Source organism: Pantoea sp. B9002 (assembly GCF_013385945.1).
GTDB lineage: Bacteria > Pseudomonadota > Gammaproteobacteria > Enterobacterales > Enterobacteriaceae > Pantoea.
Window position 1 is genome coordinate 44417 of record NZ_JACAPA010000004.1, and the last position, 17446, is coordinate 61862.

Here is a 17446-nt window from a genome sequence, read left to right on the forward strand (position 1 = left end):
AATTATCTGCCTTTTCTGATGCCGCTGCGGCGCAGGTTGGCGCTTTGGGAGACTTTGTGAGATGAACCAACCACCGCTTGTCAGTATCATCATTACCGCACAAATTCCGATCTGGCTAAATGAGGCGCTGCAAAGCGCATTGGCGCAAGATTATACAAATTGTGAAATTATTATTATTGATCACAGCAATGAAAAATTTGTTGCCAAATGCGTACAGCCTTATCTAAAACAAGCCGGGCATAAGATTAATTTCCTGACCACAGGCGCTGGATATTACAAAGCAGCTGAACAGGCTATTAGAACCTCACGTGGCGCATATGTGAAATTCATGAGTGATGCTGAAGTGCTTGCGCCAGATTGTGTTAATAAAATGCTATGCGCACTTGTTAAACATCCGCAAGCTGTTCTGGCTGTGGCCAAACGTAAGTTAATTAGCCCGCTGGGTACTCCTCTTCCTGACAATATATCCACTGCAGCATTACTGTCAGAAATGAGCTTAATGGATGGCAAAGATGTTCTGCGCTATCAAACCAGCCTTAATTACAATCTATTGGGTGAGTTAGGGGCCACGCTGATACCTCGTGCTCAACTCGTCTCATTAATGCCTAAAAGAGAGGCCTTATTCAGCATTAATGGAAAGGTTCATTCCGATGTTTCAGCATTGGCGCTCTACTGCAAGTTGCTGCCAAAAGGCGATATAATTTGGCTGCCTGAATCACTCTGTGCCATACGCGAATCAGATGTATATTCGCAACCTCATCAACGTGATTCCAAAGAGCATGTAGTTGAGCAACGTAAGCGAATCAACGATTTCATTTGTACGTCTGCCTGGTTTAAGCAGATGAGCTCGCCGCGTGAGCAAATAAGCGTTTGTTTAGCTTCACAACCTCAGCAGCGAGCACAAAAAGACTTACGTACTTCCCAGCAACACCATCTTAGTCTAAATACATTGTCCCAATGGCTGAGTACGCGTACGCTTGAGCCATTTCAACAGCAATATCTCAATCAGATTGGACAGCAGCTTTCAACGCCTGTTTCTCTGGCAATCATTATTAATGCGGCAGAGAGTACGGCAGCACAACTTGAAAGCACTCTGGTCTCGGTAAAAAAATTCGATTCTGCATTGCTAACATTAGAAACAGTCGTTATTGGCCTGAGCGATGAAGAAAATCAGAGCGCTCAAAACATCCTATCAAATGAAAATTATATTATTTCAGTTAATAAGTTTATTAGTGATAGCCAAGCTGAGTGGTTTATTTTTGTTGATGCAGGAACGATATTCCATCTCTCTGGGCTGATTGCCTTATCTACGCATTTATTATCGACAAAAGGGATGCTGGCCGTTTATGCAGACGAATTTTTCTTTATTCAAGGGGAGCCAGCGGGAATAGCATTCCGCCCTGACTTTAATTTGGATATGTTGCTCAGTTCACCGAAAACCATGTCGCAGCATTGGCTTTTTCAACGAGAACTATTGCTTGCAGCAGAAGGGCTGGATCCCACCGCTGGTCAGTCAGCTGAATTAGATTTGATTCTTAAGCTCATTGTTTCGCAAGGTTTAAATTGTATAGGGCATGTTGCAGAACCTCTGCTGACTGCACAACTAAAAAAACGTGATATCGCGTTAGATGCACAGCTTATTCAGCGTCATCTTCATCATCGTGGTTATAGTGACGCAGAAATAGACCTTGACCAATTCCACAATTATCGGCTGCGTTATAACCATTCGCTCACACCTAAGGTCTCAATCATTATTTTGGCCAGCGCCAGTTTGCCAGTATTAATTACCTGTGTGACATCATTAATGGAAAAAACACGCTATCAGCCCTACGAGTTACTCATTGTTGCAGATAATGAATGCTCAGCTGAACGTGATGCATGGCTAGACGCGATATCTACCGTTGATCCGCAATTGATTCGTGTACTTCACTACGGTCATGCCTTTAATCATGGTGCAATGGCTAATTTAGCGGCAAGTCAAGCCAGCGGCGATTATCTCCTTTTCCTGCACAGTGAGCTCGCCATTACTGACGGTGAATGGCTAAAGCTGTTGATGAATCATGGTCAACGTCCGGAAGTTGGAATTGTAGGCGGCAAGCAATTGTCGGCGGATAACAAAATTCGTCATGCTGGCTATATTCTAGGCGCAAATGGTGCTGCAGGAGATGTTTTCCGAGGCTATGACGATAGCCAATCTTCAGCTATGGCACGCCTGCATATTGATCAAAATTACAGTGCCGTATCAGGGGACTTTATGCTGGTGCGTCAGACGGTTTTCAATGATTTAGGTGGATTTGATAGTCAAAACCTATTATTTGATGATGTTGACTTATGCTTGCGCGCGCGTGAAATCGGCTATTTAGTGGTTTGGACACCTTATGCCCGTATTTTACGCAGCGCTGGCAGGAAAAGCCGTTTTAACGGCGAGTCACCCCATGCGTCGGCAAAAATGAAACAGCTGGAAGAAGACAAGCTATTCAAACGTTGGATGCCACTCATAGCCAACGATCCGGCTTATAACGCGAATCTCTCCTTACGTAGTCGAAATTTTGATCTGGGAGCAGATAGCCGGCTAAGTTGGCAACCAACACGACGTGACGAGGTACCACAAATCTTTGTTAATCATGCGGATACGGCGGGTTGTGGTCATTACCGCATGCTTAAACCCTTTGCCGCAATGGAAGAAGCTGGAATTGCACAAGGTAAGAATGGATTAACGTTACTAAATATCAGTGAATTGGCACAGTTTCAGCCCGATAGCCTTATTATCCAGCGTCGTTACTCACCCGCCTTTCATAACTGGATCGAACGAGTTGGTAATTTAAGCAATGTATTTAAGGTGTTTGAGCTGGATGACTACATTATAGAGCTACCGGAAAAGCATAATAATCGGAAAAATTTCAATGCCGATGTAAAAGAGCAATTACGCAAAAGCCTCAGTTTCTTTGATCGGTTCGTGGTCTCTACAGAACCTTTAGCGGAGGCCCTAAGCGAATTCCATCCAGATATTCGGGTGGTAAAAAATTGTTTACCTGTCGATTGGTGGGGGAATCTACACAGTCTTCGCCAGCAAGGGCGTAAACCTCGGGTAGGATGGGCCGGTGGATCCAGCCATCAGGGCGATTTAGAAATGATTGCTGATGTTGTCAAAGCCCTGGCCAACGAAGTCGAATGGGTATTTATGGGTATGTGCCCTGATAAACTTCGTCCTTATGTGCATGAGTTCCATACTGGTGTGGATATTTCGCTTTATCCAGCAAAATTGGCCTCCCTTGATCTGGATCTTGCTCTGGCACCCGTTGAAGACAACATATTCAATATTTGCAAAAGTCACTTACGGTTAATGGAATATGGTGCTTGTGCTATTCCGGTCATATGCAGTGATGTGGAGTGTTATCGAAATACCGACCTGCCGGTAACACGTGTACAAAACCGTTTATCCGATTGGATAGAGGCGATACGCATGCATCTTGCAGATCGTGATGAAAGTGAGCGAGTCGGTCTGGAATTGCAATCCCGATTGCGTCAGGAATGGATGCTCAATCGCAAGAATGTAACCAACTGGCTGGCAGCATGGCGGCCCTGAAAAACAGAAAAGGACATTCTCTCTCTTAGGAGGTTGAGGTACCGCTGGCAACTGTCATGCGGCCAGCGTTTATGACAAAAAAAGAGGGTAAAAAATGGCGGTATTCGAAGCCTGATTTCAGCCTTTGCCGTGTCAGAGTATTTCTATTAAGCCTTTTCGGGACTGACGCGTTCCGCTAAGCGAGACTACTCAAGGAATACATACGCAATGCAGGGTCCGGAATCTTATCCTTATTACATTATGACGCCGAACTATACGTCCTCGTCGCTCGGCATACAGGTGATGCACTATTTGTGTCACCTGCTTAATGAAAAAGGGCACAAGGCATGGCTCGTGAATGCCAAACCCAATCCTGCCTGGAATACCCCTGTATTGTCGGATGCGCAGTTCAATCAACACAATGCTCAGGGTATCCCCATTATTGCCATCTATCCTGAGATCGTTAGCGGTAATCCACTTAAAGCACCCGTCGTAGTGCGCTACATGCTGAACCGTGAAGGCGTGATGAATGGAAATCTAATTGAATCATCGCGAGACGACTTATTTTTTTGGTATCGGCAGGAGTTTGCTGGGAAATATGCTGACCCGTTGTTAAGGCTTGAACTTTATGATCTGGAACTGTTTTGTAACGATAATCCTAATAAAGATCTGACTCTTTTATATTTAAACCGTATTCCAGAAAGCCGTGTGGATTTTACGAAGCTTCCCGCAGATATAGAAATACTCTCTATGCGCAATCCACTTTCTTTAGAAGATCTTGCGGTCAAGCTGAAGCGTGCTCGGGTCCTGTATAGTTTCGAATCGTCAGGAACAAATGCGCTAGCCATTTTATGCGGTTGCCCAGTGGTTGCATTGTCAATCAAGGGATTGGAAAAATATGCGGTCACCGCTTCCACGCTGAAAGATACCGGGGCTGCAGGCTATGCTTGGGATGATCATCCTGACTCCCTCAAGGGCGTTCGGGAATCGATGGGTACGTTGCGCGAGAAGATGCTGGACAGACGATCACTGGCTAACGAACAGTTAGTCTTCTTCATTGCTCAAACGCAGCGTCAGGCGATTTTGAAGGAGAGTGAACGTAAAAAGGCGACCCTGCAAGGTTGGTTAACATCGAGAACAGTGCCACCTCATCATCCCATTTTTCAACTGGACAGAGCCGAGTTTCCTAGGTTCCTTATTGCCGTACATGTCAATAAAGGAGAGGAGGAAAAACTTCGTCAGACACTTGCGTCTATTGCGTTGCAAACCCAACAAGTCACGGTTTTAGTGGTGGGAGAGGTGGAGCCTCAGTTGAAAATGGCTGAGGGTCAATTTGTCTTAAAAGGTAACTATCTCATCACTCTCGCTGCGCAGGTTGAGCAAAACACGTTTGACTGGTTACACAATATTCCTGCTGGTGCAACGTATGTCGCTGGGGCATTTGCAACCTTACTTACCTTTATCCGTGATACCTCGGCGCTGGCACTTTGCGCCGATGAAGTCTGGCATCAACAAGGGAATGATGATATCGCAGCATTTAGGGCTGCGATTGATTGGGATCTCTATTGCCATGCACCACACTTATATTTGAAGCGTAGCGTCATTTCTCGCAAGGGAATTGCAGCGTTAGGTAAGCAAGCACTGCGTTATGACGAGTCTTACGAATTTGACTTGCTGTGTCAGCTTAATGGGGCAAGTGGCGCTGATACAATTGTGATCTATCCAGATGTATTAATCCAGTTAGATGAGCCTCAATGCTCTCAAGCAGAGGCGATTGAGAATGAACAGGTTTTCGAAGCCTATCAGCAACTGAAGAGTCATCGCCAGTCAACCAATGACGTTATAGAAAGCCTTAATCCGATTGAAGGTACAACCGACAATCGAGGGCCGATGGTTTCAGTCATATTACTTGCTGGAAACGAACTCTCGCTGATTGAGCGAGCGATTACAGGATTCTTACAAAACAACAGCTGGCCCAACGTTGAAATCATTATTGTTAACCATGCTCATAAGAATGAAGCTCTGAATGAGTGGATAGCAGGGTTAGCTACTATTGACCCAGAGACAATCCGTGTTCTTCAGCTGCCGATAGCCTGGAATCCAGTAGCATTGCATAATGCCGCAATAGAAAAAGCAAGAGGGCAGTTTTTCCTTTTTCTGGATAACCAGATTTTATTCGTAATGAAAAATTGGTTGCCGGGATTGATGAGTATGGCGATCCAACCAAATGTTGCCTGCGTAGGACCGAAAATCATCGGCACAAATGAGCGGATTATATCTGCTGGAGTCTTTATTGGCCCTCATGGAAATGCAGGACATATTGGTGCAGGAGAACACTGGCAATCATCAGCATTAGCAGGGCGACTACTTGCAGTACGTCAACAGCGCTTTATGGATGGTCATTGTTTGCTTGTATCTCGTGAAAGTTGGGTTGAGGCAAAGGGGCTAGACGATCACTTTATGGATTTAGCCTCAGCTGAAATTGATATGATGTTTAAAATGCAACAGGCGGGTTTTATTTCCTTATGGACACCCAATAGCATCGTTGCATTGGATGGAAAAGCACGTAGTTATGTTTCTCTCTATGAGTCAGTAAACACAAAAAAATTAGCTCTAATAAAGCTATGCCATGCTGACATCGGCTACAGTGCAAGGCACTCGGTTGAAAAACAGAATTTTACCTCAGAAGAGCACCTGTATTCACATTGGTTGGCAGACAAGCAAGCAGGTTTACAGGTAGTGGTGTTTATTAATGTGGATAATGCTGATCTTTATAGTCAGCGACTGAGTTATCTCCTGAACAAACTCCACTTACAAAGGAAAATTTCGTTTTTATATTTCCAGGAAATGCCCTCGCTCATAACAATAGCGAAACTGAAACCAAAAATAATGATCCTTTCAGGTGATGTCTCGATGCCTGATGCTGAGGAAGTTGAGTACTTTAAGAAAATGACTGAGTGCCAACTCTACTATTTCATCAGTGATGAACTGAAAAGTGCCCGACTATCACGTTGGGTAAATTATAAATTATTAGATGGTTGGCTGGTGTCTCATTGTAAACAGCAACGTTGGCTAGAAACAAAAAAACAAAAAAATATCGAGTTGTTACCGATGTTTTTTTTACAGTCATCAGTAACCGAACTCTCAGCCGCACTACCTGAACGTCCAAGGGTTGTTTGTGACGCACGAGATTTAAGCTCTTCTGACCGTAAATTATTGACCGAAATTCTTGCTATCACAGCCGATTGTATTTCATGGGTAATCTTAGGTGACATTAACCCTGAATGGAATCAATGGATTGATGAGGCCCACAGGATGAAGTCGGGTCTTTTGGCAATTGAAGATATTGAACCATTGCACATCGATTTAGCTGTCATTATACGAACAAATAATGAGGAAAATCGGTTTAAGGATGCTTTTCTTCAACGTTTTTATTTATCCTGCGGCCTACCCATTTTCTGTAGCAATGTTGAATCGTTTGATAATCACTGGCCAGCTGTGAGAGTAAAAAATCAAGTTGCTGAATGGCGTCGAATATTATCTTCCTCTGCCATTGTATGGAAAGACTATGAAAAGCGGCACACAGATGACATAAAGCTTTTTAATGAAGACACTGCATGCAGCGAGAGATATTTTGAGGCTCTTTGGCTTAGGTTGGGTGTTACGAACTAAGTCGATAATTACAAAAGCAACAGGCTTAAATGCTTTGCAACCAAATTCATGCTTCAACTGAGTGATACAAAAATGAAAAAAAACGTGATGAGTCCGCATTACAATCAGAGCAATATATTGGTTACAAGCCCTTTATTGCCACCGCTGGAAGAGTTTATTCCCTATTTGGAAAGTATTTGGGAAAGCAAAAGGCTGACTAATGGTGGGCCCTTTCATGTTCAATTAGAAAATGAACTTTCTAGCTATCTTGGTGTGAAGCATATAAGTCTGTTTGCCAACGGAACACTTGCACTAATGACAGCACTTCAGGCATTACGCATCACAGGTGAAGTTATTACCACACCTTATTCATTTGTGGCGACTTCTCATGCTTTACTCTGGAACGATATTAAACCAGTTTTTGTGGATATCGATGCTTCAACATGCAACCTGGATCCACGTAAGATAGAGGCTGCGATTACACCGGCAACGACGGCGATTATGCCTGTACACTGTTATGGTATTCCCTGTAATATGCAAGAAATACAGGAGATTGCAGATAATTATGGCCTTAAAGTTATCTATGATGCCGCTCATGCATTTTCTGTGAAACAATATGGGGAAAGTATTCTTAATCATGGTGATCTGTCTGTTCTCAGCTTCCATGCTACAAAAGTTTTCAACACCTTTGAAGGTGGAGCAATCATTTGTCCCAATGAGAACGTTAAGCGTCGCATTGATTTCCTAAAGAATTTTGGCTTTGCCGATGAAACCACTGTGGTTGCACCTGGCATAAACGGAAAAATGAATGAGATTCAGGCTGCATTTGGCGTATTGCAGTTGAAGCATGTCGATGGCGCATTTGAGCGGCGGAAAACTATATATGAAAATTATCAGCGTGAATTATCAGGAATTAAAGGATTGCGGTTTGGTGTAATTCCTGAAGGCGTAGAGTGGAATTATTCTTATTGTCCAATTTTTATCGATGAGACACTTTTTCCAATGACGCGTGATGCGTTGTATGAAGATCTCAAAAGTGCAAGTGTTTACGCCCGTCGATATTTCTATCCATTAATCTCGGAATTCCCAATGTATAAGGGATATGATTCATCTCGGCCCGAGAATTTGTTACAGGCACTTACAGTTTCCAGGCAAGTTATGTGCTTACCTATTTATCCATCCCTGACAGATTCGCAGCAGCACGATATTATTCAAGCACTGCTAATTGCCAGCCATGCCAAGGTTGCATAATCATGCAAGGATCATTACGATATGTTATTTTTACGGGCGCTAATGAACGCGCGATAATCGCAACCTGTCGTTATTTTCGTAAGGAAGGTATCCAATTCTCCTTAATTGCCAGACCAGGCAAAGATAAGATCAAACTTACGCATTATAAATGTCACATCGATGCTGAAAGAAAGTTGGATACACTTGATCATAATGATATGAGCACTTGTGTCATAAGTATAAAAAATAAACATCCCAATGATATTCTACATTTTGTTCCAACTGCAGAGTCCATTAACAGAGTTATCTTGGCAAAGCGTGAAATTTTTAAGCAAGCTGGATTAAATGTCGCCTTATGCGATGATAAAATCTACGCTCAAGTGTCCGATAAAGAATCATTTATCCAGTTAACGGGGATGTTTGGTGTTAACTCACCTGAAAATATTCCTGGGCTCAACGAAAATAACATTCCTTTTGTTGCAAAGCCGCGCAAAGAATTTTCAGAATTAACAGGTGAAAAGATTTATCCTCATTTGATTTTGTCACTATCAGAATATGTCGATTTTACCCGTAAACATGCGCCTGAAGAGTATTTTTTTCAAAAGTATATTGACGGTGAGAGCTATTATTATTTGATGGACTTCAATGATCCAATTAATCCTATCATACGTTATCAACGCAACTTGCTTCAACAGAGCCAAGGTAAGTCAATTATAGCAGCAATCTGTTGCGAATGTCCGGATAAACTTTTCGAGCAGCAAGTTATTTTGGCATTACGATCGGTAAACTATCATGGCTTAATCATGGTTGAAATGATGAAAATAGATAATGAGAGTTGGCTCATTGAAGCTAACCCAAGATTATGGGGGCCGTTCCAGCTTGCTATTAAAGCAGGTATCAAACCGGTGTCAAACGAACCCGTTAATGCTGATAGTGAATCTCACACCTTCGCTCATTCTTATCTTTGGCTCGGTGGGCTTGTTGCAAATATTGCAAGTGGTGAAAAACCTCGGCGATATTTTAGGAAAGGAGAATCTCTTGCGTGGTTTATAATAAAAACCCTGCGGCATGATATTTATCTTAAAAAAGAAACGATTCACTTATTCTTTAAAGAGATTGCTTCTCCATTCATAGAGATTTGTAAAAATAAATCTCATAAAACTAACAAGTGGTAAAGAAAATGCGTACTGACCTTATTGAAGATTTAAAGTCGCAACTAAAAAATGAAGCTGATTCAGGCAAGCATGCATTGTATCAGACATTACCGATTATCCTGCAGGAAGTGTTAGGGAACGTTGATTATACACCAGGGTCTAGGTTTGAAGTGCAACGCCTTGACTTTATGAAAAAAATTGTTGACCTCTCACATTGCGATGTCATCGATATCGGCTGTAATCTTGGATTTTTCTCATTTTCAGCAATATCTGCAGAAGCGAGTCACGTAACCAGTATTGAAGGAAATTACGAGCACGCTAAATTTGTTGAAAAATCCATTGACGTTCTTTCTTTACAGGAGAAGATGGAGATAATAAATTGCTATTTCGACTTCAGATCTTTTTCTGATAAATATGATGTGGGATTTCTTTTAAACGTTCTTCATCATGTTGGCGACGATTACGGTGATAAAACTCTGAATTTGGGAAGTATCAAAGATAATATTCTTCGTGAACTCAATGGCATGGCGCCTTATTGCCATCGCCTTCTGTTCCAGTTGGGTTTCAATTGGCGAGGTAATAAGGGATTTCCTTTGTTTGAAAAGGGCAGCAAAAAGGAGATGATTGAGTTTATTGAGCAGGGCACTAATGGATACTGGAAGGTAAAAGAAATTGGTGTTGCCATCAGAAGTTATAAAAATGATGTGGTTTATGAAAAAGTGAATGCTGACAATGTTAAACGCGATGATTCGTTAGGTGAGTTTTTGAATCGTCCGATTTTTTTGCTTGAGAGTAAATGTTTTTAAGAATAATTAAAATGCCGTACTTAACTGAATTGTGCGGCAATTTATTCAGGCTGCTCATTTAATTAGAATGAGAGATTGCACTATTAGATTATATATAATAATTAAATGGGAGTATTATCTGCTGTGTTAGCTAAATCCTCGGCACCGACACCGACACCGACACCGACACCGACACCTACTTCGTCAGAGATACACAGGATGCTTACGCATCCTGTGTTACATTTCGTGCCAGAGAAGTAATCGGTCGCCATGAATGGCGACCCTACGACAAACTGCTATGTAGGGTCGCCATTTATGGTGACCTAAGGCCAATGCAGCCCAGTGATTCCTTCTGTATTAATCCAAATCACATCCCAACTAAAACAATGATTTTACCCAGTGCCACGCTTCCTCAGAAAAGTAACCTACATGTTACAGTCCGCCCCCTAATTGCCGACAACTCCCCCTCAGAACCATTCCAATTTTTTGAACCACATTTTTCCGTTTCTGGGGGCTATGCGCTTCAATTGTGACTTATTACCGGGTGAGTTACTGATCTTTGAATACATTGCGCTTCGCTATACGCAGCAGCATCGCGATGCGGAAGAATTCACTGCACGCGGGTTGCTGAGCCCTCGATCAGGCAGCTCTATACTTTGGCCGCAACGATTAAGCCTGCATAGAAGGGCACAACTAATTACGTGACCCACCGCCACCCAACCCCCTTGAAGCTTCCCCCGCTTATCGCTAAGGTAAGCGCGTTTTTTCACCGCCAGGAAACCTCATGACCACTATCGCGCTCATCGACGACCATATGATCGTCCGTTCGGGTTTTGCCCAATTGCTGGGGCTGGAACCGGATTTTCAGGTCGTTGCCGAATGCGGTTCCGGGCGGGAAGCGCTCAATCAGTTGCCGGGGCGTGGCGTGCAGGTGTGCATCTGCGATATCTCGATGCCGGATATTTCCGGGCTGGAGCTGTTAAGCCAACTGCCGAAAGGCATGGCGACCATCATGTTGTCAGTGCACGACAGTCCGGCGCTGGTGGAGCAGGCGCTCAATGCCGGCGCGCGTGGATTCCTCTCCAAACGGTGTAGCCCCGATGAATTGATCGCTGCGGTGCATACCGTGGCCAAAGGCGGCTGCTATCTAACGCCCGATATCGCCCTGAAGCTCGCCTCCGGACGTCAGGATCCGCTCACCAAACGCGAACGCCAGGTGGCGGAAAAACTGGCGCAAGGTTTAGCGGTGAAAGAGATCGCGGCCGAACTGGGCCTGTCGCCGAAAACCGTTCACGTTCATCGCGCCAATTTGCTGGAAAAGCTTAACGTCAGTAACGACGTTGAACTGGCGCGCCGCATGTTTGATGGCTGGTAATGCAGCCACTCTTTTCACGGCTGATTGCCGTTATCGCCAGTTTTTGCATCTTCTCTGCCGCGTGGTTTTGCCTGTGGAGCATCAGCCTGCATCTGGCGGATCGTCCTGAGCTGGCGGTGTTGCTGTTTCCCTTTGGCCTGCGCCTTGGACTGATGTTGCAGTGCCCGCGTGCCTACTGGCCGGTGCTGCTCGGTGCTGAGTGGTTGCTGCTTTATTGGCTGTCGCGCGAAGTGGCGCTGGCACATCTGCCGCTATTAATGCTGGGTAGCTTATTGACGCTGCTGCCGGTGGCGCTGATCTCCCGTTATCGTCATCAACGCGACTGGCACACCTTGCTGTGGCAGGGCGGTGCGATGGTGTGCGCGGCGCTGCTGCAGGCATTGCCGTGGATCTCTGAACCTGCCGCGCTGAATGCGGTGCTGCTCACGCTCACCGGCGCACTGACCGTAGCACCAACCTGTTTGGTGATTTGGCATTATCTCACCAGCACGCGCTGGCAGCCGCTCGGCCCGTCGCTGGTCGGTCAGCCGGTTAACTGGCGCGTGCGCCATCTGTTTGGTTATGTGCTGCTGTTTATCGTCAGTTTGTGGTTGCAGCTGGGGCTGCCCGCAGAGCTGTCGCGCTTCACACCGTTTTGTCTGGCGCTGCCGATCATTGCGCTGGCGTGGCATTACGGCTGGCAGGGTGCGCTGATCGCCACACTGATGAATGCCATCGCGCTGATCGCCAGCCAAACCTGGCACGATCATGCGGTCGATCTGCTGCTCTCCCTGCTGGCGCAAAGTCTGACCGGGCTGCTGCTGGGCGCGGGTATTCAGCGTTTACGTGAGCTCAATCAGTCGCTGCAAACCGAGTTGGTGCGCAATCGCCGCCTAACGGAACGCCTGCTGGAGACCGAAGAGAGCGTCAGACGTGAAGTGGCGCGCGAGCTGCACGATGATATCGGCCAGACCATCACCGCAATTCGCACCCAGGCCGGGATCATGCAGCGCATCAGCCCGGAAAGTGGTGTGAAGCAGAGCGGCATGTTGATTGAGCAGCTGTCGCTGGGCATTTACGATTCCGTGCGCCGTTTGCTTGGGCGCCTGCGTCCGCGTCAGTTGGACGATCTTTCACTCGAGCAGGCTATTCGCTCGCTGATGCGGGAAATGGAGCTGGAAGGGCACGGCATCATCAGCCATCTCGACTGGCACATCGACGAAGCACGGCTGAGTGAAGCGCAGCGCGTCACGCTGTTTCGCGTTTGCCAGGAAGGACTCAATAACGTGGTGAAACACGCCAGCGCCCGCGCGGTGACGCTGCAAGGCACATTGCAGGACGAGCGGTTGCTGCTGGTGATCGAAGATGATGGCTGCGGCTTACCGCTGGGTTCCCCGCAGCACGGTTTTGGCCTTGCCGGCATGCGCGAACGCGTGACGGCACTCGGCGGCTCGCTGGGGATCTCCTGCACTCACGGCACGCGCGTTAGCGTCACGTTACCGCTGCGCAATGGATAAGCAAAAGATGATGTTCAGATTTCTCAAAGCACCGGCCAGCGCGCAGCCGATCCGGGATAAAGCGACCATTGATGCGCACTACCGCTACTGGCGTCGCCATATCATGATCACCATCTGGCTCGGCTATGCGCTGTTCTATTTCACCCGTAAAAGCTTCAACGCCGCGTCGCCGGAAATTCTGGCGGCGGGCGTGATGACGCGCACGGATATCGGCCTGCTGGCGACGCTGTTTTACATCACTTACGGCCTGTCGAAGTTTTTCTCTGGCATCGTCAGCGATCGCTCCAATGCGCGCTACTTCATGGGCATGGGGCTGATAGCAACGGGCGTGGTGAATATTCTGTTTGGCTTCTCCACGTCGCTGTGGGCTTTCGCATTATTGTGGGTGTTAAATGCCTTTTTCCAGGGATGGGGATCGCCGGTCTGTGCGCGTCTGCTTACCAGCTGGTTTTCCCGCACCGAACGCGGCGGCTGGTGGGCGCTGTGGAATACGGCACAAAACGTCGGCGGTGCGCTGATCCCGATGATCGTCGGGGCCGCCGCGCTACACTATGGCTGGCGCGCCGGCATGATGATCGCGGGCGGACTGGCGATCGTCGCCGGTATTTTTATCTGCTGGCGCCTGCGCGATCGCCCGCAAACCGTGGGTTTACCGCCGGTCGGGGACTGGCGCCACGATGCGCTGGAGATCGCCCAGCAGCAAGAGGGCGCGGGGCTGAGTCACAAACAGATCCTCGCCAAATATGTGCTGCTCAACCCTTACATCTGGCTGCTGTCGCTGTGTTACGTGCTGGTTTACGTGGTGCGTGCCGCGATTAACGACTGGGGCAATCTCTATATGTCCGAGACGCTGGGGGTGAATCTGGTAACGGCCAACTCGGCGGTGACCATGTTTGAACTCGGTGGCTTCGGTGGCGCATTAGTGGCGGGATGGGGATCGGATAAATTGTTCAACGGTAATCGCGGCCCGATGAACCTGATTTTTGCCGCCGGCATTTTGCTGTCAGTGGGATCGCTGTGGCTGATGCCGTTTGCCAGCTACGTGATGCAGGCGGCGTGTTTCTTTACCATCGGCTTCTTTGTCTTCGGCCCGCAGATGTTGATCGGCATGGCGGCGGCGGAGTGTTCGCACAAAGATGCGGCGGGCGCGGCGACCGGCTTTGTTGGCCTGTTTGCCTATCTGGGCGCATCGCTCTCCGGCTGGCCGCTGGCGCGGGTGATCGATGTCTGGCACTGGAGCGGTTTCTTCGCGGTCATCGCCTGCGCGGCGGGCATTTCGGCCTTGCTGCTCTTGCCGTTCCTGCATGCTCAAACGCCGCGCCAGCGCGAGGAAGTGTGATGCATCCCCGCTTTTTACGCTTACATCGACAAAACTAAGAAATTTTCCCGGTTGCGCCGGGCAGTTGTCTCAGGCCGAAACCGCTGCTGATTTTTACAATGCCTGCCATCACGCAGGTCATTAATCAGGAGCTCTCCATGCTGGCTTTCTTAAATCAGGTGCGCAAGCCGACCCTGAATCTGTCGCTCGAAGAGCGGCGCAAGATGTGGTTCAAACCCTTTATGCAGTCCTATCTGGTGGTCTTTATCGGCTACCTGACCATGTATCTGATCCGCAAAAACTTCAACATTGCGCAGAACGACATGATCACCACCTACGGACTCAGCATGACGCAGCTGGGGATGATTGGGCTCGGCTTCTCCATCACTTACGGCGTCGGTAAAACGCTGGTTTCCTATTACGCCGATGGGAAAAATACCAAGCAGTTCCTGCCGTTTATGCTGATCCTCTCGGCAATCTGCATGCTGGGCTTCAGCGCCAGCATGGGCGCGGGTTCGGTGAGTTTGTTCCTGATGATCGCGTTTTATGCGCTGAGCGGCTTCTTCCAAAGTACCGGCGGCTCCTGTAGCTACTCCACCATCACTAAATGGACGCCGCGGCGTAAACGCGGCAGCTATCTCGGCATGTGGAATATTTCGCATAACCTGGGCGGCGCGGGTGCAGCGGGTGTGGCGCTGTTTGGTGCCAATTACCTGTTCGATGGGCATGTGGTCGGCATGTTTGTGTTCCCGTCACTGATCGCCCTGGTGGTCGGCTTTATCGGTCTGCGCTACGGCAGCGATTCACCCGAATCTTACGGTCTGGGCAAAGCCGAAGAGCTGTTTGGCGAAGAGATCAGCGAAGAGGACAAAGAGACCGAAGATCAGGCGATGACCAAATGGCAGATCTTTGTCGAGTACGTGCTGAAAAACAAAGTGATTTGGCTGCTGTGCTTTGCCAACATCTTCCTCTACGTGGTGCGTATTGGTATCGATCAGTGGTCGACGGTGTATGCCTTTCAGGAGTTAAAACTGTCAAAAGAGGTGGCGATTCAGGGCTTCACGCTGTTTGAAGTCGGTGCGTTAGTCGGCACGCTGCTGTGGGGCTGGTTGTCGGATCTGGCGAATGGTCGTCGTGCGCTGGTGGCATGCGTGGCACTGGCGTTAATTATCGCCACGCTTGGCATTTATCAACATGCCAGCAATCAGTATGTTTATCTGGCATCGCTGTTTGCTTTAGGTTTCCTGGTGTTTGGTCCGCAGCTGTTAATTGGCGTTGCTGCCGTCGGCTTTGTGCCGAAAAAAGCCATTGGCGCCGCCGATGGCATCAAAGGCACCTTTGCTTACCTGATTGGCGACAGCTTCGCCAAGTTAGGCTTGGGGATGATCGCCGATGGCACGCCAATCTTTGGCTTAACCGGTTGGGCCGGGACCTTTGCGGCGCTCGATGCTGCAGCCATCGCCTGTATCGCCCTGATGGCGCTGGTGGCGGTGTTTGAAGAGCGTAAGATCCGCCGTGAGAAACGCCTGCAACAGCTCAAAGCGGCTTAGCCGGTAATACATTTCACGCCAGAGAAGTAAATCGGTCGCCATAAATGGCGACGCTACGACCAACTGCTTTGTAGGGTCGCCATTTATGGCGACCGCTGCCCACCGTGCGTCCGTCTGCATAAAGCCAAATTCCGCGACAATTAAAAACTCAATTTCCCCCAACGCTTTACTTCCTCAGAAAAGTAACCGCCTTGTTACAGTCCACACCAAATCTGCCGATAACTCCCCTCAGAATCATTCCAATTTTTGAACCACATTTTTCCGTTTCTGGGGTGTCTATGCGCTTCAATTATGACTTGTTACCGGGTGAGCTGCTGACCTTCGAAGAGATTGCCCTGCGCTACACGCAGCAGCATCCCGACGAGAAAGAGCTTACCGCACGCGGGTTGCTGAGCCCGTCGACCAGCTTTCGCAATTTGGTGATTCGCGCGTTGTTTGCGCAGGAGGAGATCAACAGTCCGATCGAGGATCTGCTGTTTGTCTCCGACGACAACGAGCGCAAAAACTATCTGCGCCGCTTTGAGCACTACCTGAAAAACCAGCAGGCGTTTCTCTACTTCCGACGCAACGATGAAGCGCGCAAAGAAGGGCGCTGGAAAGTGGTGGGCGAAACCCAGGTGTTTGCCATGCTCGATCCCAACTCGGCGGCGGCGCAGAATCTGCTGAACAGCCGCGGCTTCAAGCTGGTGCTGATGCGTCAGACCGAGGAAGAGGAGTATTGGCAGCTGTTCGATGCGCAGGCACATCCGTGCTTCCCGCTGTCGCGCAAGATCCAGTTTCTGGTGGTGTTGAGTACGCCGCAATACAAAGTGCCGAGCGGCGTGATGCCCGGCACCGAAGTGGGACGACGCGTGAAAGCCAAAGTGCTGCAGCGCACCAGCCAGGCGGAGTTCACCTCGGCGGTGAAAGCGCGCTACGGCGCGTGCATCATCACCGGCACGCAATTGACCGAACGTCACAGCTGGCCGTGGGTGGAAGCCTGCTACATCGACACGCAAGAGAACGAAGAGGGTTTTCTGGCGGATAACAGCGCCGATAACGGCTTATTCCTGCGCAGCGACCTGCAGCGGCTGTTTATCAACAAAATGATAAGCATCAACGCGGAAACCGGTCAGGTGCTGTTTAATCCTGCGCTGGAAACTGAAGCGTTGATTACCCCTTTTTATCAGGCACTTGAGGGCAAAGTTTGCGCATTATGGGACGCGGTGCCGCCTGGCACGCGGGAACGGCTGCGTAACCTGCGCTAACGCCGGCGCGGATGGCGGTGCGATCCACCGCCATCCATAACAAATTTGAAATAACCTCGCTTTTGCCCGCCTATT

The 17446-nt window shown here is 48.1% G+C and carries 10 protein-coding genes and 1 pseudogene; all 11 read left to right on the top strand.

Annotated features, from left to right (window positions below; genetic code table 11):
• The first annotated feature begins 61 nt into the window (after positions 1 to 61).
• The 11 genes and pseudogenes from HX773_RS03080 to HX773_RS03125 all read left to right on the top strand — a co-directional run bounded on the left by HX773_RS03080 (position 62) and on the right by HX773_RS03125 (position 17371).
• The gene (locus tag HX773_RS03080) at positions 62 to 3586 is read left to right on the top strand and encodes a glycosyltransferase (RefSeq protein ID WP_176970376.1); all 3525 of its coding nucleotides are present in this window, start codon (positions 62 to 64) and stop codon (positions 3584 to 3586) included.
• 333 nt (positions 3587 to 3919) lie between these two features.
• On the top strand, positions 3920 to 7237 hold the full coding sequence (locus tag HX773_RS26115) for a glycosyltransferase (protein WP_176970377.1): 3318 nt from the start codon (positions 3920 to 3922) through the stop codon (positions 7235 to 7237).
• Positions 7238 to 7309: 72 nt separating this feature from the next.
• Positions 7310 to 8467, top strand: a complete 1158-nt coding sequence (locus tag HX773_RS03090) for a DegT/DnrJ/EryC1/StrS aminotransferase family protein (RefSeq protein WP_176970378.1) — start codon at positions 7310 to 7312, stop codon at positions 8465 to 8467.
• Between the two features lie 2 nt (positions 8468 to 8469).
• Complete coding sequence (locus HX773_RS03095) at positions 8470 to 9621, top strand: hypothetical protein (RefSeq protein WP_176970379.1); 1152 nt, start codon at positions 8470 to 8472, stop codon at positions 9619 to 9621.
• 5 nt (positions 9622 to 9626) lie between these two features.
• The gene (locus HX773_RS03100; protein ID WP_176970380.1) at positions 9627 to 10406 is read left to right on the top strand and encodes a class I SAM-dependent methyltransferase; all 780 of its coding nucleotides are present in this window, start codon (positions 9627 to 9629) and stop codon (positions 10404 to 10406) included.
• Between the two features lie 495 nt (positions 10407 to 10901).
• Positions 10902 to 11021 (top strand): annotated as a pseudogene (locus tag HX773_RS25885) (HNH endonuclease); the annotation flags it as partial.
• Between the two features lie 148 nt (positions 11022 to 11169).
• Positions 11170 to 11760: a transcriptional regulator UhpA gene (gene uhpA, locus HX773_RS03105; protein ID WP_061718464.1), complete on the top strand. Its 591-nt coding sequence runs from the start codon at positions 11170 to 11172 to the stop codon at positions 11758 to 11760.
• Complete coding sequence (gene uhpB / locus HX773_RS03110; RefSeq protein WP_176970381.1) at positions 11760 to 13256, top strand: signal transduction histidine-protein kinase/phosphatase UhpB; 1497 nt, start codon at positions 11760 to 11762, stop codon at positions 13254 to 13256. Before uhpA ends, uhpB begins: the two co-directional genes overlap by 1 nt.
• 10 nt (positions 13257 to 13266) lie before the next feature.
• Entirely contained in the window at positions 13267 to 14595 is a 1329-nt protein-coding gene (locus HX773_RS03115) for an MFS transporter (RefSeq protein WP_176970395.1), read from the top strand.
• Between the two features lie 137 nt (positions 14596 to 14732).
• Positions 14733 to 16124 carry a hexose-6-phosphate:phosphate antiporter gene (gene uhpT / locus HX773_RS03120; protein WP_176970382.1) on the top strand — a complete coding sequence of 464 codons (1392 nt, stop codon included), beginning with the start codon at positions 14733 to 14735 and terminating at the stop codon, positions 16122 to 16124.
• A gap of 278 nt (positions 16125 to 16402) precedes the next feature.
• Positions 16403 to 17371 (top strand): HNH endonuclease signature motif containing protein, encoded by a 969-nt coding sequence (locus HX773_RS03125; protein ID WP_008105342.1) that lies wholly within the window; start codon positions 16403 to 16405, stop codon positions 17369 to 17371.
• The last annotated feature ends 75 nt before the right edge of the window (positions 17372 to 17446 follow it).